This is a genomic window from Pseudomonas sp. F2, from assembly GCF_057174385.1.
In genome coordinates, this window is record NZ_CM169904.1 from 3,253,783 (window position 1) to 3,276,517 (window position 22,735).

The following is a 22,735-nucleotide window of genomic DNA, read 5'->3' on the forward strand; positions in this document are numbered from 1 at the left end:
GGGGTGTCGCCTTTTTTTCCGTCCGGGTCTATGACAACGCTACAAATCTGTGGGACCCGAGCGACAAAATCTTTCGCTCATTTTCGCTTGATACAACCATGCTGATGGTGTGTCGCTTGGGACCGTGCTGGTAACACTCCCATGCTCCGTGAATGCCTGAATGCCTGAATGCTCATGACTCATGTCTACTGGCAAGTCGCCTAGGCTCACAAGCAATGGCATAATGCCCCTATATAGTTCCAAGGAATAGCGCATTAGAAACTGTAAATTTTCGTAATCTTTCATCTCTCCCTAACTACGGATATCCCCCAATCAAGGACGTCACATGCGCTTGCACTCAATCCCGAACGTAGTCGTGCTACTTACAATAATTCTCTTATTGTTTATTTCTTGTTGGGCTTCGACCTATTTCGGCCTGAACCATGCATTATTTGAGCTCACCGAGAATCAAATTATGTACCTATACTCAACATCTGCTCAGGTACTAGCCGCTGTCTACGGTTTAACCCTCACGGGGTATATCTTTTTGCGTGGTGACTTGAACCGCGAAGCAAGAAGCGACGAAACTCGAGCCAAATCCATTGAAAAACTAGAGGGTAGATACTTCTGGCAACTGGCAGTAATTACCGCTCTCGTGATGTTTACGATCCTTCTAACAAATCTGGTTATTGCACAGGAAAACTCAAAAAACACTGAACCCCTCACGTACCTTATGAATTTCAGCCAGTCATTCTTTGCTATTTCTTTTGTGGCCATTGCTTTCTTTGTTGTAGATATTGTTGGACCCGGCAATATCCAAGCTGCGAGCCAAGCCCTCCAAGACAAAATCGATCCCGAACACAACGTAAAAACAATGCAAGGAGACTTGTCAGAGTTTCTCAAACTGTATAACAACATAGAATCTATTTTAAACACAAATACCAACATCACCGTTCTGACGCCGGACTTTTCTAACAAAAAATACAACAAACACACTTCAAATACCCGACTTGCTGAGATTCTGTTACGCAGGGAAAAAATAAATAACGAATTATTTTCTCGCCTAAAAAACTTGATCACCTTGAGAAACGCTATAATCCATGGAGCAGACCCATCAGTAAGCCAACATATGGTAGAGGAATCCAAATCAATTCTTGAGGAGCTTAATAAGTCCTTGGGCAATGTGGATCAGATGCACTCCGAAACCGATAACAGCATAGTAGGCCCTTAGTTCTGAAAACCTGGCGTTTTACTAGATATTTTTGCGAAGGATAACGCTCCAATATTTATCAAAGAAACTACACAAAGTCGCCGAGCGCGCCCTCGACCACCATTTCAATCCCATTCCGAAAAATGCCTTGGCCGCCGACCGAGCCAGATGTTCCAGATCGCACCAGACATGGACGGCAAGCTGCTCGTGGTGGGTGGTCACGGCTCGCTGGGCACCAAGATGGGTGACTATGTGATTGCGTACAAACTGCCGGAATAAGCTTTAGCGGCGGTAAAGAGAAAGGCGATGCCCTATGAGGGGTATCGCCTTTTTTTGTGGGCTGCGCTTTTTTAAACCTGGTGTTTATGTCCTACAGACGGGGTGTTTGCAGGGGATGTTTCTGACATGTCGCGTCGGTTGTGGCTCGGAAATGGGGTGGATAGGCTTTTGGGGTCGCTGAAACATTCAGCGAACGGGCGTCGCAGTCCGTGCAGTTCACTTGGTGCATAATCGCCACCCCAAACTGGAGTGCTTCGGTATTTCTCGTTTGCTTATGGTGGCTGTGCGCGGGATACCTTCGGGTATGCCGGGTTTTCAGGTGGACCGGTCTGCGACCCCGCGCACAGCTACCACCCTCCGTCGCGTCGCAGCGATTCGTGGTAGCTCAAATTGCCACTTGGAGTTCCATAATGAAAAAGCCAACACCAAACCCGCCCGAAACCGACGAAACCTCGCCCTACGAATCAATCGACTCGAAAAAACTTCACGACGCCGCCGAACGCGCCCTCGACCACTACCTGAAACCGTCCGCCGCCCTCAAATTGCACAAACCGAGCACCATGTTCCAGGTTGCCCCGGGCATGGACAACGAGAGCCTGCTGGTCCACGCCTGCGAATCACTAGCCTCGGCGAACATCATGACCAGCGACATTGCGGCCTATGTCGACCCGCCGCAGCGGCACACCCTCCTCGCGATCCAGCAAGTCATCATGCTGGCTGAGCTGGCGGTGAATCGCGTGCTGGATAACGTCGAAATCGCACAAACCCCGGCACACAGCTGAACCCTAGTGGGAGCGAGCATGCTCGCTCCCACAATTGGATTGGGTGTATTCAGCTGGAGACTGGGCGGCTGTCAGGCCGCCATCGCTGGCAAGCCAGCTCCCACAATTGGATTGGGTGTGGTCTGTCGGAGATTGGTCGGCTGTCAGGCCGCCATCGCTGGCAAGCCAGCTCCCACAGTTGGATTGGGTGTATTCAGTTGGAGATTGGTCGGCTGTCAGGCCGCAATCGCTGGCAAGCCACACAGAAATCAACAGCAGACCGCATCCGCTTCTCACCACTCAACAGGATGAGCGTTAGCTCGGCTGCAGCTCTTGATCTTGATCCACGGGCGACATCGGAAGGCTGAGCGGAGGGATTGATCCGGGGGTGGGAGCGCAGCGACCGTTTGGCGCAGCCAAACACAGCGAGAGGAGGTGCAGCGAAGCAAACCGTAGGCGCTGCGCCCGGATCAATCCCGGAGCGAAGGGACCCCGAGCCCCAGCGAGCGGGCCGAACGCAGGAGCAAGCCTTTTCGGTTACCTTTTCGGCGTTTGGAAAAGGTGACTCGCCGTAAGGGCGAAACCGCCAGCCGCCACACCCCAAAAACGGATATACCCCCAAAACCCCAAGAACCTGGTCGGCCCAAAGGCCGCCAAGCCCAAAGCGTGACGCCTGTCAAAACCCTGAACACACAAGCAGAAACACCGCCCCCCATTGAAACCACCCAAAGCCTGCCCCATCTAAGACCCATACCCCATTGCGCAGGTGCCCCAATGAGCGACCAGCAAGAATTCCCGGACAACCCCGACGACTACACCGAAGCCGAACACATCGAACACACCTCCTCCGGCAAAGGCCTGGCCCTGCCCGGCCAGAACCTGCCGGACAAGGTCTACGTCATCCCGATCCACAATCGCCCGTTCTTCCCGGCCCAAGTGCTGCCGGTCATCGTCAACGAAGAACCTTGGGCCGAAACCCTCGACCTGGTCAGCAAATCCGAACACCATTCCCTGGCCCTGTTTTTCATGGACACGCCCCAGGAAGACCCGCGCCACTTCAACACCGGCGCACTCCCCGAATACGGCACGCTGGTCAAGGTCCATCACGCCAGCCGTGAAAACGGCAAGCTGCAATTCGTCGCCCAGGGCCTGAGCCGCGTGCGCATCAAGACCTGGCTCAAGCACCACCGCCCGCCGTATCTCGTTGAAGTCGAATACCCGCACCAGCCCACCGAGCCGACCGACGAGGTCAAGGCCTACGGCATGGCGCTGATCAACGCGATCAAGGAGCTGCTGCCGCTCAACCCGCTGTACAGCGAAGAGCTGAAGAACTACCTCAATCGCTTCAGCCCCAACGATCCGTCGCCGCTGACCGACTTCGCCGCCGCCCTCACGTCGGCGACAGGCAATGAGTTGCAGGAAGTGCTCGACTGCGTGCCGATGCTCAAGCGCATGGAAAAAGTCCTGCCGATGCTGCGCAAGGAAGTCGAAGTCGCGCGCCTGCAGAAAGAGATCTCGGCGGAAGTTAACCGCAAGATCGGCGAGCACCAGCGCGAGTTTTTCCTCAAAGAACAACTCAAGGTGATCCAGCAGGAACTCGGCCTGACCAAGGACGACCGCAGCGCCGACCTTGAACAGTTCGAACAACGCCTGGAAGGCAAAGTCCTGCCGGCGCAGGTGCAAAAGCGCCTTGAAGAAGAAATGAACAAACTGTCGATCCTCGAAACCGGATCGCCGGAATACGCGGTCACCCGCAACTACCTCGACTGGGCAACGTCGGTGCCGTGGGGCGCGTACGGCGAGGACAAACTCGACCTCAAACACGCGCGCAAGGTGCTCGATAAACACCACGCCGGCCTCGACGACATCAAGGACCGCATCCTCGAATTCCTCGCCGTCGGTGCGTACAAGGGCGAAATCAGTGGCTCGATCGTGCTGCTGGTCGGCCCGCCGGGCGTGGGTAAAACCAGCGTCGGCAAATCCATCGCCGAATCCCTCGGCCGACCGTTCTACCGCTTCAGCCTCGGCGGCATGCGTGACGAAGCCGAGATCAAGGGCCACCGCCGCACCTACATCGGCGCGCAGCCGGGCAAACTGGTGCAGGCGCTGAAAGACGTCGAAGTGATGAACCCGGTGATCATGCTCGACGAGATCGACAAGATGGGCCAGAGCTACCAGGGCGACCCGGCCTCGGCGCTGCTGGAAACCCTCGACCCGGAACAGAACGTCGAATTCCTCGACCACTACCTTGACCTGCGCATGGACCTGTCGAAAGTCCTGTTCGTGTGCACCGCCAACACCCTGGATTCGATCCCCGGGCCGTTGCTGGACCGCATGGAAGTGATTCGCCTGTCGGGCTACATCACCGAAGAAAAAGTCGCCATCGCCAAGCGCCACCTGTGGCCGAAGCTGCTGGAAAAGGCCGGCGTGTCCAAAGGCAGCCTGAGCATCAGCGACAGCGCGCTCAAAGCCTTGATCGACGGTTACGCCCGGGAGGCCGGGGTGCGCCAACTGGAAAAACAGATGGGCAAACTGGTACGCAAAGCGGTGATGAAGCTGATTGAGGACCCGAAAGCGGTGATCAAGCTCGGGCCGAAAGACCTCGAAGCCTCGCTGGGTCATCCCGTGTTCCGCAACGAACAAGTGCTGTCCGGCACCGGTGTGATCACCGGTCTGGCCTGGACCAGCATGGGCGGCGCCACCCTGCCGATCGAAGCCACACGCATTCACACGCTCAATCGCGGTTTCAAACTCACCGGGCAATTGGGCGATGTAATGAAAGAGTCGGCGGAAATCGCCTACAGCTACGTCAGCTCGCACCTGAAGTCGTTCGGCGGCGATCCGAAATTCTTCGACGAAGCCTTCGTCCACCTGCATGTGCCGGAAGGCGCCACACCAAAGGACGGCCCGAGCGCTGGCGTGACCATGGCCAGCGCCCTGCTCTCGCTTGCCCGCAATCAGCCGCCGAAAAAAGGCGTGGCGATGACCGGTGAACTGACGCTCACCGGGCATGTGCTGCCGATTGGCGGGGTGCGTGAAAAGGTCATCGCGGCGCGGCGGCAGAAGATCTTCGAACTGATCCTGCCGGAGCCGAACCGGGGCAACTTCGAGGAATTGCCGGATTATCTGAAGGAAGGGCTTACCGTGCACTTCGCCAAGCGCTTTGCAGATGTGGCGAAAGTGCTGTTCTGACAGAGCTTTAGCGCCTGAACTGACGCTATCGCTGGCAAGCCAGCTCCCACAGTGTTCGAGGTGTTCACAAATCCTGTGTTCACCACAATCCCTGTGGGAGCTGGCTTGCCAGCGATGGCGTCAGTTCTGATAACACTGGACTGCCCGACTGTCACACTTTGTCTCATCTTCAGTTATGCTCGCCGTTCGTCGTCAACGCCGGAGCCACTGAGCCTATGTCCCCCACTCGCCTGTTTATCCCCCTCGCCCTTTCTCTGCTGGCGGCCTGCGCCACGCAACCGAAACAGAACGTGACCGTGGAAAAACAGAGCGAATGCCCCGTGCGTCTCACCAACGGACAACACCTGACTGTGATGCTGCCGAGCAATCCCACCACCGGTTACCGTTGGGCGATTCAGGACTCGGCCGGTGGTGTGCTGCGCGCGCTCAGCCCCGAGGTCTACAGCAGTCCGAAAGACTCGGGGATGGTCGGCGCGGGCGGATTCTCCACCTGGCGCTTTCAGGCCTTCGCCACCGGCACCGGACGCCTGCGCCTGACCTCGCAGCAACCTTGGGAACCAGAAGTTGAACCGGCAGAAACCTTCGACTGCGCGATTTCGGTGAACTGATCGTGGGCTGGCTGATTCTGGCGCTGATGGGCGCGGCGACATTTCTCTACGGCGTCAGCACCCATGCGGCGCTGCTGTGCCTGTTGGTCAAACCGTTGCCGGTGCTGGCGCTGCTCGGCTGGCTGCACGATGCGCCACCCAGCGACTATCGGCGCTGGATCAGTCTCGGGCTGATTCTTTCTGTGCTCGGTGACGTGTTGCTGGCGTGGCCGGGGGATCTGTTTGTGTTTGGCCTGGGTGCGTTTCTGGTGGCGCATCTGGCGTACCTCAAGGCTTACCTCAGCGATTGCAAACGGCTGGCGCTGCTGCCACTGGTGCTGGCGCTCGGCGTGGGCGCAGTGCTGCTGGGGATGCTGATTTCCAGCGGTCTTGGGCCATTGCTGGTGCCGGTGGTCGTCTATGGCACCGCGATCAGCGCCATGCTCTGGCGCGCCCTCGCCCGCCTCGGCACCGACGTGCCCAAGCGCTCGGCACTGCTGGCGGCGGCGGGTGCGCTGGCGTTCGTGTTTTCGGACAGTGTGATTGGTATTGATCGTTTCGTATCGCCATTCCACGCGGCGCCGTACGTGATCATCCTCAGTTACTGGCTGGGGCAGTGGGGGATCGCCGCTTCGGCGTTTTCCGTGAAACACCGCTAATTTTGTAGTGAGGGGATTTATCCCCGATGGGCTGCGCAGCGGCCCCGAAAGTGTCATTGAGTTATGTCAGACAGACCGCAGCCACAGGTTTTGGGGCTGCTTCGCAGCCCATCGGGGATAAATCCCCTCGCCACGTCGGACAACCCAAGCATCCCAGCGCCACTTTGGCTAAAATGCCGGCCTTTTCATCGACACCGCCGGAACCGCCGTGAGCAAAGAACCCGATCGCATTTTCGCCCAGCCGATGGCCCAGGTGCCTGACTTCGCCTTCAACGAGGACGTGGTGCGGGTGTTCCCGGACATGATCAAGCGCTCGGTGCCGGGTTACCCGACCATCGTCGAAAACCTCGGCGTGCTCGCGGCGCAATTCGCCCAACCGAACAGCGTGCTTTACGACCTCGGCGCTTCGCTCGGCGCCGTCACTCAAGCGCTGCGCCGTCACGTGCGCACCGACGGTTGCCGGGTGATCGCGGTGGATAACTCGGCAGCGATGGTCGAGCGTTGCCGCGAATACCTCAATGGTCAGGATTCGATGTTCCAGGAATTGCTGCCGGTCGAGGTGATCGAAGGCGACATTCTCGCCCTCGAATTCAAACCGGCTTCGGTGGTGGCGCTGAACTTCACCCTTCAATTCATTGCGCCCGAGCAGCGTACCGCGTTGCTGTCGCGCATCCGTCAATCGCTGCTGCCCGGCGGCGCGTTGATTCTGTCGGAAAAACTGCGCTTCAACGATGCCGAAGAACACGCGCTGCTGACCGACCTGCATGTCGCGTTCAAACGTGCCAACGGCTACAGCGAACTGGAAATTGCCCAGAAGCGCAGCGCCATCGAAAACGTCATGAAGCCCGACAGCCTCGAAGAACACCGCGAACGCCTGCTGGCCGCCGGGTTCTCGAAAGTCGTGCCGTGGTTCCAGTGTCTTAACTTTGCCTCGTTGATTGCCTTGCCATGATTGATCTGTCCCCTCTCGCCCGCCGTTTGGCCGGCACACCTCTGGCCGATTGGGCCAACACCCTGCAAGTGCAACTCGACAAGAAAATGGAGAAAGGTCACGGCGATCTGGAGCGCTGGCAGAGTGCGCTGGACGCGTTGCCGAAACTTGAGCCGACTGAAGTCGATCTGCTCAACGGCCTGAAACTCGACACTGACTGCGACGACGAAACCCGCGCGCAGATGCGCACCGCGCTGATGGGCCTGTCGCCGTGGCGCAAGGGGCCGTTCGATCTGTTCGGCGTGCACGTCGACACCGAATGGCGCTCGGACTGGAAGTGGTCGCGGGTCGCCCCGCATCTGGACCTGAAAGGCAAACGCATCCTCGACGTCGGTTGCGGCAACGGCTATTACATGTGGCGCATGCTTGGCGCCGGCGCCGACAGCGTGATCGGCGTCGACCCGAACTGGTTGTTCTTCTGCCAGTTCCAGGCCGTGCAACGCTACTTGTCGGAACCGAATGCCTGGCACCTGCCGTTTCCGTTCGAAGACCTGCCGCCGAACCTGGAAGGCTTCGACACGGTGTTTTCCATGGGCGTGTTCTACCACCGTCGTTCGCCGATCGAGCATTTGCTGGCGCTGAAGGATTGCCTGGTCAAGGGCGGTGAACTGGTGCTGGAAACGCTGGTGGTTGAAGGCGACAAGCATCAGGTGCTGGTGCCGGAAGATCGCTACGCACAGATGCGCAACGTGTGGTTCCTGCCGTCGGTGCCGGCGCTGGAGTTGTGGCTGCGCCGGGCAGGCTTCACCGACATTCGCTGCGTGGACGTCAGCACCACGACGGTTGAAGAACAGCGCGGCACAGAGTGGATGAAGTACCAGTCGCTGAGCGACTTCCTCGATCCCGAGGATCACAGCAAGACCATCGAAGGCTTGCCGGCACCGATGCGGGCGGTGATTGTCGCGAAGAAGTAACGATCCCTTCCAGACACTGCAAAAAATTGTGGGAGCTGGCTTGCCAGCGATAACGGTGGATCAGTCGACATCAATGCTTGATGTGCCGACGCCATCGCTGGCAAGCCAGCTCCCACAGGGTTTGATGTTGTTCTTCAGTCAGCGGGTTTTGCCCGCCGCGCCCTGAAGAATTCGGTCAACACCGCCCCACACTCCTCCGCCAGCACCCCGCCTTCATACAGCACCCGGTGATTCAAAAAGCCCTGGGTGAAGAACTGCCCCTGACTCTGCACAATCCCGGCCTTGGGCTCCAGTGCGCCATACACCACACGAGCAACCCGCGAATGCACGATCAACCCGGCGCACATGCTGCACGGTTCCAGCGTCACGTACAGCGTGCTGCCCGGCAGGCGATAGTTGCTGACGGCCTGGGCGGCGGCGCGGATCGCGACCATTTCCGCGTGGGCACTCGGGTCGCTGGTGGTGATCGGGCAGTTGTAGCCACGACCGATGATTTCACCGTCCTGCACCAGCACCGCACCCACCGGCACTTCGCCGAGGGCGGCGCCTTGGGCGGCGAGTTCCAGGGCTTCGCGCATGAAATCGCGGTCACGGCTGCGGTCGATGATCGCGGCGGGGCGAATCTGACGCATCACTTCACCTCGATGGCGGCCATCAGGCCGGTTTCCATGTGGTCGATCACGTGGCAATGGAACATCCACACCCCCGGGTTATCCGCCACCAGCGCCACTTGCGCACGCTCGTTCTTGCCCAGCAGATAAGTGTCGGTGAAGTACGGAGTGATTTTGTGCCGGTTCGACGCAATCACCTTGAAGCTCATGCCGTGCAGGTGAATCGGGTGCTGATACTGGGTCATGTTCTTCAGTTCGAAGATGTAACTCTGGCCCAGCTTCAGGCTGGCAATCGGCCGTTCGGCGCAGGTCTTGTCCGTGATGTCCCAGGCCTTGCCGTTGATCTGCCACAGGCTCGGCGGCTTGCCGTTGTCGACATTCACCGACACCGAACCGACCCATTCGAAATTGAAGTTGAGTTTCTCGGCATTCGCCAGATCCGGCTCGGCCACCGGGTTGGCCGGAAGTGTCTTCGGCCAGTCGGTCGGCGCGTCATTGTTGGCCACCGAACGTAAAGTTCCGAGGCGAACCGGGCCGTTGCGCAGCGACAATTCTTCACCGGCCGGCGGCGCCTTGATCGCCAGGCAGATACGCATGCCCGGCCCCAGCCAGTATTCCTTGCCCAGCGGCCGCGGCTCGATCGGGTTGCCATCCAGCGCATAGATCTGCGCTTCGACGCCGGGAATGTTGATGCGATACGTCAGGGTGTTGTCGAGGTTGAGCAAGCGCACCCGGGTGATCTGCCCGGCCGGCAACTCGATCACCGGCGTTGGCACGCCGTTGATGGTCGACAAGCGTCCCGCCGTACCGCCACGCGCCGCTTCCCGGGGGATGCTGAATTCGACGAAATTGCCTTGCTCGTCGATGTGCCAGTTCTTCAGGCTCAGGGTTTTTTCGTACTTGAAACCGGTCGGCTCGCGCTCTTCGACGATCAACGGCCCGACCAGCCCGCGCCCCAGCTCTTCGCTGCTGCTGACATGCGGGTGATACCAGTAGCTGCCGGCATCCGGCACGCGGAATTTGTAATCGAAGTATTCACCGGGCAGCACCGGCAATTGCGAGACGTACGGCACACCGTCCATCTCCAGCGGCAAACGGATGCCGTGCCAGTGAATGGTGGTCGCCACCGGCAGGTGGTTGATGAAACGCACCCGCAGCCACTCGCCCTGACGCACGCGCAACTCGGTGCCCGGCGCCGACGGGCCGAACGCCCACGCCTCAGTCTTGTGCCCCGGCACCAGCTCAACGTCCAGCGGCGCCGCGATCAGCTCATAGTCATGCCCCGCCTCGGCGTCGGCCATCTTGCCCAGCCAGTAACGCGACGCGCCTCCCGCTCCGACACCAACGACAACAAGACCGGCCAGGCCACCGAGGATTTGGCGACGGGTAAAGGACATGAACTCAACTACCTCACGTATCTGCGGCGGGCCCGCAGACCCGTAAAGGGCGAATACGATACACCTGCAATTGAGAAAGATTAAGTGAAGTGTTGTCGCACGGCCGGCATTGCACCAAAGCGCGCTCAAGGTGCCACTATGGTGCCACTTCCTTCATGAAAATCGTATGCAACAAGGTTAGACTGCGCGACCTGCGTGCCAAGATGCTTAACCGTGCCAGTCACCGTGGGTTAATGGATATTGATCGCGTGAATCGCGCGTTCTGACGAATGAAAAGAGAGGGACGTCTTGAAAGTCAGTCAATTGATAGTGATCGCCACACTGGCGATCCTTGGTAGCCCATTGCTGTTCGACGCCGCTGCGACGGCTGATGAGTTTAGTTTCGAACTGAGCACAAGTGCACCGGTGACGCCTCAAGACTATTCAAATACTGACTCGTTTGGCGGCGATGGCACATTCGTCAATTCCGACATGATCGGGTCGCCCGATAAAAAAAACACATGCCCTGTTCCACCTCAGAAAAAGAAGCCAACCTCCAAGCCCGCGCCAAAACGAGAATCTGCCGCCGAGCCTGAGATGCAAATCATTACGCATGTGTGTTCCCCGGTTATCACCATTAATATGCCTCAAGGTACCTACGTTCATACCTCACAAAGTTTCCATCCGGGATCATCTCCGACAGTGTCTCCTCAGTCCCTTTCTACAGAGGCACCGCTTCCCGAGACAACTTCAGCAAACGCACCTGAAAGTTTTAGTTTAAGTTTCAAAGACTTATTCAAAACAAAATTAACCACTCATCATCCTGTACTGCTGGCCATATTCATGTTGGTATCGATATTGACAGCCGCAGGAGGAGCGTATTTTATTTACGTTGCTGCTAAACGCTCGACGACCTACAAAAGCTCTTGGTTTGCGGTCGGTGTATTCCTCCTCCTAGTCGCTTCTTGTTTAGCGATTTGGATGCTAAAGCAACCTGAGTCGCAAAAAGAAGGCACGACTACCGATAAAGTGCATTCAGCAATATCCGCCCTCCAATCTGAACCAATACAACAGCCCAACGCCAATACAAGCGCTCCTGGACAAGAGTTGGTTGAACCACACGATCAAAGCGCGCCAGCACAAGCAAGGAATCCCGCAAGCCTTTTTGAAAACAAAGAAAACAACATGATAAAAACCGAGTGGCTGGTCTTATATTTTTTATTTTTTACAGTTTTAACAGCATACTTAATTATAGCTTGCTATCACATGATAATAGGCAGATCACTGTTCACCCGCCGACCATTCAATCGCGACCTTCCTCTCGACGACCTCTACAAATTGGAAACAGAAATATCGAAGATGGTAGCAGCCACGAACAATTGGCCTGGTCCAATGGAGCTTCGCCTCAACTCGCTACTAAACTCAATCAATTACGCACGAAAGTTTCTGGAATCGAGCGGAACTTCGAAAAACGCCACAACAATACAAACTGCAACATTTTTTGTGCGCGCAGATAAAGACAACTATGAGCACCTGAACCAAACATTAAGAAAGTTAGATATCACACTTTCTATGCGCTCTAACAACTCGAGTTATAAAAGGCGAGCAAATGCGTTTAAAGACCTGACAGACGCACGGAAAAACATCCTAAAAATTTGCAGCGTGCATCAATACGACGAAAATTTGGATTTCCAATAAACGCGCTAGTCACTCACCCAACAAAAAAGGCGCCTAAGCGCCTTTTTTGTTCACCACGAAACGACCCGCAGGATCATTCCCACTCAATCGTCGCCGGCGGCTTGCTCGACACGTCGTAGGTAACGCGCGAAATGCCTTCGATTTCATTGATGATGCGGCCGGAGACGGTTTCCAGCAGTTCGTAAGGCAGGTGTGCCCAACGTGCGGTCATGAAGTCGATGGTTTCCACGGCACGCAGGGCCACGACCCAGGCGTAACGACGGCCATCGCCGACCACGCCAACCGATTTCACTGGCTGGAACACCACGAAGGCCTGGCTGACCTTGTGGTACCAGTCGGCCTTGCGCAGTTCTTCGATGAAGATGTGGTCGGCACGACGCAGCAGATCGGCGTATTCCTTCTTCACTTCACCGAGGATGCGTACGCCCAGCCCCGGGCCCGGGAACGGGTGACGGTAGACCATGTCGTACGGCAGGCCCAGTTCCAGGCCCAGACGACGGACTTCGTCCTTGAACAGTTCGCGCAGTGGCTCGACCAGTTTCAGGTTCATCTCTTCCGGCAGGCCGCCCACGTTGTGGTGCGACTTGATCACGTGCGCCTTGCCGCTTTTCGCGCCAGCCGACTCGATCACGTCCGGGTAGATGGTGCCCTGCGCCAGGTACTTGATGTTGTCCAGCTTGCAGGATTCGGCATCGAACACGTCGATGAAGGTACGGCCGATGATCTTGCGCTTCTTCTCTGGATCGGATTCGCCGGCCAGGTTGCTGAGGAACTGCTCTTCAGCGTTGGCGCGGATCACCTTGACGCCCATGTTCTCGGCGAACATGGCCATCACTTGCTCGCCTTCGTGCAGACGCAGCAGGCCGTTGTCGACGAACACGCAGGTCAACTGGTCGCCGATGGCTTTGTGCAGCAGCGCCGCAACTACCGAGGAGTCAACACCGCCGGACAGGCCCAGCAGCACGTTGTCGGTGCCGACTTGTGCGCGGATGTTGGCGATGGCGTCTTCAGCGATCTTCGACGGCGTCCACAGGGCTTCACAGCCGCAGATATCGAGCACGAAGCGCGACAGGATACGGCCGCCCTGCTTGGTGTGGGTCACTTCCGGGTGGAACTGCACGCCGTAGTAAGCGCGCTCGTCGTTGAACATGCCAGCGATCGGGCAGCTCGGGGTGCTGGCCAGGATGTGGAAGTCTTCCGGCATCTTGGTGACCTTGTCACCGTGGCTCATCCACACGTCAAGGCCGAACAGGCCGTCGGCGTCGATGTGGTCTTCGATGCCGTCGAGCAGGCGGCTCTTGCCGACCACGTCAACGCGGGCGTAACCGAACTCACGCAGTTCGGAACCTTCAACCTTGCCGCCCAGTTGCTCGGCCATGGTCTGCATGCCGTAGCAGATACCGAAGACCGGCACGCCCAGGTCAAACACCGCCTGTGGGCAGCGCGGGCTGTTGGCTTCGTGTACGGACTCGGGGCCGCCGGCGAGGATGACGCCTTTAGGCGCGAATTCGCGGATCGCATCTTCGTCCATGTCGAACGGGTGCAGCTCGCAGTACACGCCGATCTCGCGCACGCGGCGGGCGATCAGTTGGGTGTATTGCGAACCGAAGTCGAGGATCAGGATGCGGTGAGCGTGAATGTCGAGGGCCATGATTCAGTCTCGTCTTAAGTAATTCAGAAACAGTCGTGATTCAGAAACAACTCGGGGCTGAATAAAACAGCCCCGGTTGCTTGATGATTTGCTTGAAGCCTCAACCTACGCGGTAGTTTGGCGCTTCTTTGGTGATCTGCACGTCGTGAACGTGGGATTCGGCCATGCCGGCACCGGTGATCCGCACAAACTCAGGCTTGGTGCGCATTTCTTCGATGTTGGCGCTGCCGGTGTAACCCATCGAGGAACGCAGACCGCCCATCAACTGGTGGATGATCGCCGTCAGGGTACCTTTGTACGGCACGCGGCCTTCGATCCCTTCCGGAACGAGCTTCTCGGCGCCTGCCGAGGAGTCCTGGAAGTAACGGTCGGAAGAACCTTGCGCCTGGGACATGGCGCCCAGCGAACCCATGCCGCGATACGCCTTGTACGAACGGCCCTGGAACAGTTCGATCTCGCCCGGCGCTTCTTCAGTACCGGCAAACATCGAACCCATCATCACGCAGGACGCACCAGCGACGATGGCCTTGGACAGGTCACCAGAGAAGCGGATGCCGCCGTCGGCGATCAACGGCACGCCTGTGCCTTCAAGGGCAGCGGCGACGTTGGCGATGGCACTGATTTGCGGTACGCCGACACCGGCGACGATACGGGTGGTGCAGATCGAGCCAGGGCCGATACCGACCTTGACCGCATCGGCGCCCGCTTCGGCCAGGGCCTTGGCGGCTGCGCCGGTGGCGATGTTGCCGCCGATCACCTGCACTTCGGGGAAATTCTCTTTGACCCAGCGAACGCGGTCGATCACGCCCTTGGAGTGACCGTGCGCGGTGTCGACTACCACCACGTCCACACCGGCGTTGACCAGCGCAGCAACGCGGTCACCGGTGTCTTTACCGGTACCGACGGCAGCGCCCACGCGCAGACGACCTTGATCGTCCTTGCTGGCCAGCGGGTAAGCCTTGGCTTTTTCGATGTCTTTGACGGTCATCATGCCTTTGAGGGCAAACTTGTCATCGACGATCAGGACTTTTTCCAGGCGGTGCTTGTGCAGCAGCTCGCGGACTTCGTTCTTGTCGGCGCCTTCACGCACGGTGACCAGACGCTCTTTAGGCGTCATCACTTCGCGGACGGTGGCTTCCAGACGGGTTTCGAAGCGTACGTCACGGGAAGTGACGATGCCGACCAGGTCGCCATCGTGCAGCACCGGAACGCCGGAAATGTTGTGCAGACGGGTCAGTTCGAACAGGTCACGCACCGTGGCATCAGCCTCGATGGTGATCGGATCTTTCACGACGCCGGCTTCGAACTTCTTGACCTTGCGCACTTCGGCAGCTTGCTGCTCGATGGTCATGTTCTTGTGGATGATACCGATACCACCTTCCTGAGCCATGGCGATTGCCAGACGGGCTTCAGTGACGGTGTCCATGGCGGCAGAAACCAGAGGAATATTCAGCTCGATGCCACGGGTAAGGCGGGTCTTGAGACTGACTTCGTTAGGAAGCACCTCGGAATAACCGGGCACTAGGAGAATGTCGTCGAATGTCAGAGCTTCTTGGCTGATACGCAGCATCGCGGGGGCTCCCGAGCGGGAAAATGGAAGCGCGCCATTATAGTCAGACACCCCCTGCTGTTCAATGTAAAACTCAGCTTAATTGATGTACGGGGCCTGCTGTTTTCTGTAGGAGCTGCCGCAGGCTGCGATCTTTTGATCTTGGCTGTAAAAAACAACGTCAAAAGATCGCAGCCTGCGGCAGCTCCTGCACGTTCAAAGTTCGACTTTTACCCAACTGACAGGTTGATCGAGCCAATCGGCGAACTCATCGATAAAGCTCTGCTTGAACCCCGCTTCCAGCCAGTTATTGAAGATGAACCCCAGGTTGGAAAACGCGCATTCCTGCAAGTACAGAAAGCCGTTGATGTCGTCTTCATGCCCGCATTCCGGGCAGGTGAAGTTGTCGGTGCGGCCTGGAAACCAGTCTTCGAGGCTTTCGAACAGCGCTTCGCCGACTTCGCGGCGGCATTCGGCGCAACCGGCCTCCTCGAGAAAGCCTTTGGCCGGCGTGTAGATGCAGCGTTTGACGATGATCTCCAGACCATTGATCGGCTCGCCAAAAGGCAATGCCTCGGGGTGCAGCACCACCGCACGTGCGCCGTCGGCAATCGCGTACGCCATGCGATTGCCGGTGCGTCCGCAGGTGCTCAGCTCTTCCTTGACAATATTCTTGCGTACCAGCCAGCGCAGAATCGCCCGGGCCCGGGGTTCGTGAACCGGCAGGGTGGAGATTTTCGGGACGATGATGCTTTGCGAATTCATGGAAAGTCCTGCGGTATGGCTTCTGACGCCTTCGCGGGCAAGCCCGCTCCCACAGGGTTCTCTGTCGATCACAAATCCTCTGTGCGCTCGAGAAACCTGTGGGAGCGGGCTTGCCTGCGAAGGGGCCCTAAAGGCCGGCAGCTTAATCCCTGACGAAATCCGGTCAAGTACTGAAATAGCGCCCGATCAACGCAATCCCGCTGGCCAGCACCAGCCAGGTCACCAATCGTACAAACGCTTCACGCGACAAGCGCATGGTCAAGCGCCGCCCGATCCACAGGCCCAGCGCCATGGCCGGCAACAGACAGACCGCCAACATCAACAAGGGTAGTTCGGCATACACCCCGGCGAGGGCAAACAGGCTCAAACGCACCACAGTGCTGCAACTGATCAGCGCACTTTGCGTGGCCCGCGCTGCGTCCTTGGGCAGGCGGCTGTTGAGATAGATCGCATATAGAAAGCCGCCACTGCCAAACAGCGCACCAAACAGGCCGCCTACCGTGCCCATCGGCAACGCCCATGCGGCAGACAACTGCGTCGGCCGGGTTTTCACCCACAGGCTGTAAACCGCATAAGTGCTGATGAACAACCCCATCAACAGCAACAACAGATCGGATTTGAGGTTGAGCAGGAAAATCACCCCCAACGTGCACCCCACCGCCATGCACGGCAGCAGCCGCAACAATTCGGGCTTGGCCACGTCCCGGCGCGAGGGCAGCAGATTGCCGAACGCCGCGACAAAATCCAGCAGCACCAGCAGCGGCACGATTTTCGACAACGGCATGAACAGAATCAGAATCGGCCCCGCGACCAGCGCCGTACCGAACCCGGCAATCCCGAACACGATATAGGCCAGCGCGATCCCCAAACCGATCACCACCCAGCCGCCTGTGCCCCATGTCCATTCGCTCAACAACCCAACCACACTCATCTATCCACTTCCTTTATAAGCCTGAGATGACTTTAGCCAGCGCCGAGCCTTGCGACTAATATGATCAAAGTCGCTCACCCATCTCGAAAAGGCATACCTGGTGCTTTCAACCCGTCAACTGCGCTACTTCGTGGAAATCGCCGACTGTGGCAGCTTCAGTGCAGCGGCTGAACGCTTGTTCGTTGCGCAATCGGCGCTGAGCCGGCAAATCAAGGACATGGAAAGCCGCCTGCAAACGCCGCTGTTCGAACGCACCGCGCGTCAGCCAAGACTCACCGCGGCGGGCGAGGCGTTTCTGCCACGGGCGAGAAACCTGCTCAATGAGCTGAGCAAAGCCAGCGCAATGGCAACCGAAGTCGGTAACGGACAATTGGGCACGCTGCGTTTGAGTCATTCCAGCACCGTGTCGATCAGCGGACATTTATTACGTCGGATCAGCACTTATCTCGATCAGCAGAATGGCGTGTCGCTGGACATCGGCAAGCTGTCATCCGAGGCGCAACTTGAGGAACTCGCTGAAGGACGTCTGGACATTGGTTTGTTGCGCTTGCCGGTGTTGCGTCAGCGTGAGGGCATTCACATGCTGTCTTTATTCACCGAACGCCTGCTATTGGCGGTACCGAATGAACATCGATTGGCTGACTCACCCGCTGTCGAACTGGCGCAACTGAAAGACGAGCCGTTTATCTCGATCCCGCATCCGCAACGTGGCGGACTCAGTTATCTATGTGCCGACCTGTGCATGCGTCAGGGCTTTTTTCCCAAAGCGGCGCGGGTGATGTCACGCAAGACGACGCAGTTGCAGTTGATCCAGGCTGGATTCGGCATCGCCCTGCTACCCGAATCAATGCAGGACATCGCCCCCGGCGGCGTACGATTTCTGCCGCTGAGCGATCCCGATTGCCAAAGCACCGTCGCCCTCGCCTATCGCCAGAACCCTGCGCCGCTGGTCCAACGCTTCATCCAGACCTTCACAAATCCCCTGTAGGAGCTGACGAGTGAAACGAGGCTGCGATCTTTCGATCTTGCCCTCCAAAAAAGATCAAAAGATCGCAGCCTTCGGCAGCTCCTACAGGGATTCGTGTATTGCGTCGGAAATTAGCTTTAAACTGCGGCCCATGATTAAAGATCCCTTTGCAAGACTTGGCCTGGACCGTGAAGTCCTGACCGTCAGCCAGCTCAACGGCCGCGCGCGGGTGTTGCTCGAAGACGTGTTCAGCAACATTTGGGTCGAAGGCGAAATCTCCAACCTTGCCCGCCCGGCGTCCGGCCACGTGTACTTCACCCTCAAGGACAGCGGTGCGCAGGTGCGTTGCGCGCTGTTTCGCAATAACGCGGCGCGGGTGCGTCAGGCACTGAAGGACGGTTTGGCCGTGAAGGTGCGCGGCAAGGTCTCGCTGTTCGAAGGCCGTGGCGACTATCAGCTGATTCTCGACACCGTGGAGCCGGCCGGTGACGGCGCGCTGCGCCTGGCCTTCGATGCGCTGAAGGAAAAGCTCAGCGCCGAAGGCCTGTTCAGTGCTGAACGCAAAGTGCCGCTGCCGGCTCATCCGCAACGCATCGGCATCATCAGTTCGCCGACCGGCGCGGTGATTCGCGACATCATCAGCGTATTCCGCCGCCGGGCGCCGCAGGTGCAACTGACGTTGATCCCGACTGCCGTGCAGGGCCGCGAAGCCACCGCGCAAATCGTCCGCGCGCTGAAACTGGCCGATGCCCGTGGTTTCGACGCGCTGATCCTCGCCCGTGGCGGCGGTTCGCTGGAAGACCTCTGGTGCTTCAACGAAGAAGCCGTGGCCCGCGCGGTCGATGCCTGCGTGACGCCGATTGTCAGCGCCGTCGGGCATGAAACCGACGTGTCGATCAGTGACTTCGTGGCCGACGTGCGCGCTCCAACGCCCTCCGCTGCCGCCGAGCTGCTGGCCCCGGATTCGAGTCACCTGATCCGTCAGGTGGAAAGCCTGCACCGACGCCTGGTGATGCGCATGCGCGACCGTTTGATGCGCGATCGTCTGCGCCTTGAAGGCATGGCCCGTCGCTTGCGTCATCCCGGCGAACGTCTGCGTCAGCAAGCGCAACGCCTGGATGACCTGGACATGCGCATGCGCCGCGCCTTCGAGCGCCAGCTCAATACTCGCCGCGAACGCCTGATCCGTCTGGAAACCCGCCTCGCCGGGCAACACCCGGGACGCCAACTGGCAATGCTGCGCCAGCGCCTCGACAGCCTCGCCGAACGCCTGCCGCGAGCCATGCGCGAAGGTCTGAAAAACCGTCGCCTGCAACTGCACAGTCAGATGCAGACGCTGCACGTGGTCAGTCCGCTGGCGACTCTGGGCCGTGGCTACAGCATTCTGCTGGATGAACGCGGCCACGCGATTCGCAACGCCGCGCAAACCCACACCGGCCAGCGTCTGAAAGCCAGACTGGGCGAAGGCGAACTGCAAGTGCGCGTCGAGGACAATCACCTGACGCCTGTCACCCTCTCTTTACTGGACTGATCCATGCCGCGTTTTTTCGCTCCGTTATTGCTGCTGTGCCTGACCGCCTTCAACGCCCACGCTGACAGCTACATCACCCGCCTGCTGAACAAACCGGTGCCGGGCGGCGTGGCGGTGGTTGATCTGGGCAGCGCCGCGCAGGCGCCGAAAGCCACCTATCAAGGCAAACCGGTGCTGGTGGTGAAAGAACAGAACAACTGGCTGGCGATTGTCGGCGTGCCGCTGACGGTCAAACCCGGCAGCCAGCAGATCAGCAGTGGCGGGCGCAATCTGCCGTTTACGGTCGGCAACAAGAAATACCCGGAACAGCACATCACCCTGAAGAACACTCAGCAGGTCAATCCGAATCCGGCCAACCTCAAGCGCATCGAGGGTGAGCTGGCCGAGCAGATCAAGGCTTACCGCAGTTTCAGCCCGAACACCCCGAGCAACCTGTTGCTGGACAAACCGGTCAACGGGCCGCTGTCGAGCAAGTTCGGCGTGCGCCGCTTCTTCAATGGCGAAGAGCGCAACCCGCATGCGGGCCTCGACTTTGCGGTGCCGGCAGGCACGCCGATCAAGACCCCGGCGGCGGGCAAGGTGATCCTGACCGGCAACTACTTCTTCAACGGCAACACGGTGTTTGTCGATCACGGGCAGGGCTTTATCAGCATGTTCTGCCACATGTCGAAAATCGATGTGAAGGTCGGCGATCAACTGGCCCGTGGTGCAGTGGTTGGCAAGGTCGGTTCGACCGGGCGAGCGACCGGGCCGCACATGCACTGGAACATCAGCCTGAACGATGCGCGGGTGGATCCGGCGATTTTCATTGGTGCATTCCAGCCCTGAATTATGTATTGAGGCCAATGGCCTCTTCGCGGGCAAGCCTGCTCCCACAGGTTTCTCGGGTGTAGATAATGTTCGTGTACGACACGGACACTGTGGGAGCGGGCTTGCCCGCGAATGCGGTCTATCCAATCCGAAAATATTGAAGAAACCCAACCAACATCAATTGCGCCCCAATCTAACCTCACGCAAACATCAACAAGAAACGCCGACTTACAAGCAATAAAATTCTGCAAAATCCAGTATTTCGAGTATTCCTCTCAATTTTTTTCGACTGCTTGCCATCCTCTCCCCTCGCGGTTAGGGTTGAAGGCATGAAAACCTCTCACACCCTTATTCAGCTTCGCCAGCACCGCAGTCTGTGCCTCGTCAGCGCACGACTGCCGGGCTGAATCGCTGCGCCTCGTCCCAAGCGTTTTCCCGAACATTCGTTCCACCGGCAGGCCGCCTCTTTTCGGCCCAGACAATAAGGAATTTCCCGATGAGCATGCTCAAAGACCCGTCTTCGAAATACCGCGCGTTTCCCGTCATCAACTTGCCGGACCGCACCTGGCCGTCGAAGACCATCGACGCCGCGCCGATCTGGTGCAGCTCCGACCTGCGTGACGGCAACCAGTCGCTGATCGAGCCAATGGACGCGGTGAAAAAGCTGCGCTTCTGGAAAACCCTCGTGCAGGTCGGCGTGAAGGAAATCGAAGCCTCGTTCCCGGCCGCTTCGCAAACCGACTTCGACTTCGTGCGTACCCTGATCGAAGAAGGCCACATCCCGGACGACACCACCATTCAGGTGCTGACCCAGGGCCGTGAAGACTTGATCGAGCGCACCTTCGAATCCCTGCGCGGGGCGAAGAAGGCCATCGTTCACCTGTACAACGCCACCTCGCCGTCTTTCCGTCGCATCGTCTTCAACCAGGACAAGGACGGCATCAAGGCCATCGCAGTGAACGCCGCCAAGCTGTTCGTCAAATACGCGGCGATGCAGCCGGACACCGAGTGGACCTTCGAATACTCGCCGGAAACCTTCAGCGCCACCGAGCTGGAGTTTGCCAAGGAAGTCTGTGACGCGGTGATCGAGGTCTGGAACCCGACGCCTGAGCACAAGATGATCCTCAACCTGCCAGCCACCGTTGAATGCGCGACGCCGAACGTCTACGCCGACCAGATCGAATGGTTCGGCCGCAACATCAACCGTCGTGACAGCGTGATCATCAGCCTGCACACCCACAACGACCGTGGCACCGGCGTCGCCGCCACCGAGCTGGGCCTGATGGCCGGTGCGGATCGCGTCGAAGGCTGCCTGTTCGGCAACGGCGAGCGCACCGGTAACGTCGACCTCGTTACTGTCGCACTGAACATGTACACCCAGGGCGTTGACCCTGAGCTGGACTTCTCCGACATCGACGGCGTGCGCAAAGTCGTCGAAGAGTGCAACCAGATTCAGGTGCACCCGCGTCACCCGTACGTCGGCGACCTGGTCCACACCGCATTCTCCGGCTCGCACCAGGACGCGATCCGCAAGGGCTTCGCCCAGCAGAAACCGGATACCCTGTGGGAAGTGCCGTACCTGCCGATCGACCCGGCCGACATCGGTCGCAGCTACGAAGCGGTGATCCGCGTCAACAGCCAGTCGGGCAAGGGCGGCATCGCCTACTTGCTGGAGCAGGAATACGGCATCAGCCTGCCACGTCGCATGCAGATCGAGTTCAGCCAGGTGGTGCAGCGTGAAACCGACCGCCTCGGCCTGGAGATGACGGCCAAGCAGATCCACTCGCTGTTGATCAGCGAATACCTGCAAGCCAACACGCCTTACGCGCTGGTCAGCCATCGCCTGCAGGAAGAAAACGGTAACAGTGCCGTTGAAGTGGAAGTGGCGAGCAAGGGTCAGGGCGAAACCAACCTGCACTGGCGCGGCAAGGGCAACGGTGCGCTGGAAGCCCTGGTGGCCGGTCTGCCGATCCCGGTGGAAATCATGGACTACAACGAACACGCCATCGGCGCGGGTACCAACGCCAAGGCAGCGGCTTACATCGAGCTGCGCGTGAACGGTGAACGTGCGGTGCACGGCGTGGGTATCGATGAAAACATCACCACCGCCAGCTTCAAGGCGCTGTTCAGTGCCCTGAACCGCTCGCTGAGCCAGCCTGAGGCGAAAGCAGCTTAAGCCTTCGCTGACATGCAAAAGGCCCCGGAGTGTGAACTCTGGGGCCTTTTTGTTTAGATCAAAAGATCGCAGCCTTCGGCAGCTCCTACAGGATGTAC

18 protein-coding genes are annotated in these 22,735 nt (G+C 58.6%); 12 read left to right on the top strand and 6 right to left on the bottom strand.

The window, feature by feature from the left end; all coding sequences use genetic code 11:
• Nucleotides 1-325 precede the first annotated feature (325 nt).
• The 7 genes from AC193Q_RS14505 (at nucleotide 326) to cmoB (ending at nucleotide 8,572) form a co-directional block, all read left to right on the top strand.
• A complete protein-coding gene (locus tag AC193Q_RS14505; protein WP_121187029.1) occupies nucleotides 326-1,210 on the top strand; it encodes a hypothetical protein in 885 nt (294 codons plus the stop codon).
• A gap of 668 nt (nucleotides 1,211-1,878) precedes the next feature.
• Nucleotides 1,879-2,250, top strand: coding sequence for a DUF6124 family protein (locus AC193Q_RS14510; RefSeq protein ID WP_121187031.1), 372 nt, complete (start codon nucleotides 1,879-1,881; stop codon nucleotides 2,248-2,250).
• Between the two features lie 753 nt (nucleotides 2,251-3,003).
• Nucleotides 3,004-5,421 (top strand): endopeptidase La, encoded by a 2,418-nt coding sequence (lon, locus tag AC193Q_RS14515; RefSeq protein ID WP_121187035.1) that lies wholly within the window; start codon nucleotides 3,004-3,006, stop codon nucleotides 5,419-5,421.
• A 215-nt stretch (nucleotides 5,422-5,636) separates the two neighbouring features.
• Entirely contained in the window at nucleotides 5,637-6,029 is a 393-nt protein-coding gene (locus AC193Q_RS14520) for a protease inhibitor I42 family protein (protein ID WP_047296311.1), read from the top strand.
• Nucleotides 6,030-6,031: 2 nt separating this feature from the next.
• Nucleotides 6,032-6,667 carry a lysoplasmalogenase gene (locus tag AC193Q_RS14525; protein WP_183082864.1) on the top strand — a complete coding sequence of 212 codons (636 nt, stop codon included), beginning with the start codon at nucleotides 6,032-6,034 and terminating at the stop codon, nucleotides 6,665-6,667.
• A 244-nt stretch (nucleotides 6,668-6,911) separates the two neighbouring features.
• The gene (gene cmoA / locus AC193Q_RS14530) at nucleotides 6,912-7,619 is read left to right on the top strand and encodes a carboxy-S-adenosyl-L-methionine synthase CmoA (RefSeq protein ID WP_219737930.1); all 708 of its coding nucleotides are present in this window, start codon (nucleotides 6,912-6,914) and stop codon (nucleotides 7,617-7,619) included.
• Nucleotides 7,616-8,572 carry a tRNA 5-methoxyuridine(34)/uridine 5-oxyacetic acid(34) synthase CmoB gene (gene cmoB, locus AC193Q_RS14535; protein ID WP_121187039.1) on the top strand — a complete coding sequence of 319 codons (957 nt, stop codon included), beginning with the start codon at nucleotides 7,616-7,618 and terminating at the stop codon, nucleotides 8,570-8,572. The genes cmoA and cmoB overlap by 4 nt, the downstream gene beginning before the upstream one ends.
• A gap of 134 nt (nucleotides 8,573-8,706) precedes the next feature.
• Here cmoB and tadA read toward each other — a convergent pair whose 3' ends face one another.
• Together tadA and AC193Q_RS14545 are read right to left on the bottom strand one after the other, a co-directional pair.
• Entirely contained in the window at nucleotides 8,707-9,204 is a 498-nt protein-coding gene (tadA, locus tag AC193Q_RS14540; protein ID WP_047296319.1) for a tRNA adenosine(34) deaminase TadA, read from the bottom strand.
• A complete protein-coding gene (locus AC193Q_RS14545; protein ID WP_121187041.1) occupies nucleotides 9,204-10,580 on the bottom strand; it encodes a multicopper oxidase family protein in 1,377 nt (458 codons plus the stop codon). Before AC193Q_RS14545 ends, tadA begins: the two co-directional genes overlap by 1 nt.
• Nucleotides 10,581-10,868: 288 nt before the next feature.
• Between AC193Q_RS14545 and AC193Q_RS14550 the strand changes: the two genes are divergently transcribed.
• On the top strand, nucleotides 10,869-12,257 hold the full coding sequence (locus tag AC193Q_RS14550; protein WP_121187043.1) for a hypothetical protein: 1,389 nt from the start codon (nucleotides 10,869-10,871) through the stop codon (nucleotides 12,255-12,257).
• A 73-nt stretch (nucleotides 12,258-12,330) separates the two neighbouring features.
• On the opposite strand, the gene guaA is transcribed toward AC193Q_RS14550, so the two are convergent.
• The 4 genes from guaA to AC193Q_RS14570 form a co-directional block, all read right to left on the bottom strand.
• Nucleotides 12,331-13,908 (bottom strand): glutamine-hydrolyzing GMP synthase, encoded by a 1,578-nt coding sequence (guaA, locus tag AC193Q_RS14555; RefSeq protein ID WP_047296326.1) that lies wholly within the window; start codon nucleotides 13,906-13,908, stop codon nucleotides 12,331-12,333.
• Between the two features lie 100 nt (nucleotides 13,909-14,008).
• Nucleotides 14,009-15,478 carry an IMP dehydrogenase gene (gene guaB / locus AC193Q_RS14560; protein WP_041071849.1) on the bottom strand — a complete coding sequence of 490 codons (1,470 nt, stop codon included), beginning with the start codon at nucleotides 15,476-15,478 and terminating at the stop codon, nucleotides 14,009-14,011.
• 195 nt (nucleotides 15,479-15,673) lie between these two features.
• Nucleotides 15,674-16,222, bottom strand: coding sequence for a hypothetical protein (locus AC193Q_RS14565; RefSeq protein ID WP_041071848.1), 549 nt, complete (start codon nucleotides 16,220-16,222; stop codon nucleotides 15,674-15,676).
• 163 nt (nucleotides 16,223-16,385) lie between these two features.
• The gene (locus AC193Q_RS14570; RefSeq protein WP_121187045.1) at nucleotides 16,386-17,153 is read right to left on the bottom strand and encodes a sulfite exporter TauE/SafE family protein; all 768 of its coding nucleotides are present in this window, start codon (nucleotides 17,151-17,153) and stop codon (nucleotides 16,386-16,388) included.
• Nucleotides 17,154-17,253: 100 nt separating this feature from the next.
• Here AC193Q_RS14570 and AC193Q_RS14575 point away from each other — a divergent pair, with 100 nt between their 5' ends.
• The 4 genes from AC193Q_RS14575 (at nucleotide 17,254) to leuA (ending at nucleotide 22,637) form a co-directional block, all read left to right on the top strand.
• Nucleotides 17,254-18,141, top strand: a complete 888-nt coding sequence (locus AC193Q_RS14575) for a LysR substrate-binding domain-containing protein (protein ID WP_121187047.1) — start codon at nucleotides 17,254-17,256, stop codon at nucleotides 18,139-18,141.
• 130 nt (nucleotides 18,142-18,271) lie between these two features.
• Complete coding sequence (gene xseA / locus AC193Q_RS14580; protein WP_121187049.1) at nucleotides 18,272-19,651, top strand: exodeoxyribonuclease VII large subunit; 1,380 nt, start codon at nucleotides 18,272-18,274, stop codon at nucleotides 19,649-19,651.
• Nucleotides 19,652-19,654: 3 nt separating this feature from the next.
• Complete coding sequence (locus AC193Q_RS14585) at nucleotides 19,655-20,479, top strand: peptidoglycan DD-metalloendopeptidase family protein (RefSeq protein ID WP_121187051.1); 825 nt, start codon at nucleotides 19,655-19,657, stop codon at nucleotides 20,477-20,479.
• Nucleotides 20,480-20,957: 478 nt separating this feature from the next.
• Complete coding sequence (gene leuA / locus AC193Q_RS14590) at nucleotides 20,958-22,637, top strand: 2-isopropylmalate synthase (RefSeq protein WP_027612129.1); 1,680 nt, start codon at nucleotides 20,958-20,960, stop codon at nucleotides 22,635-22,637.
• Nucleotides 22,638-22,735: the final 98 nt, after the last annotated feature.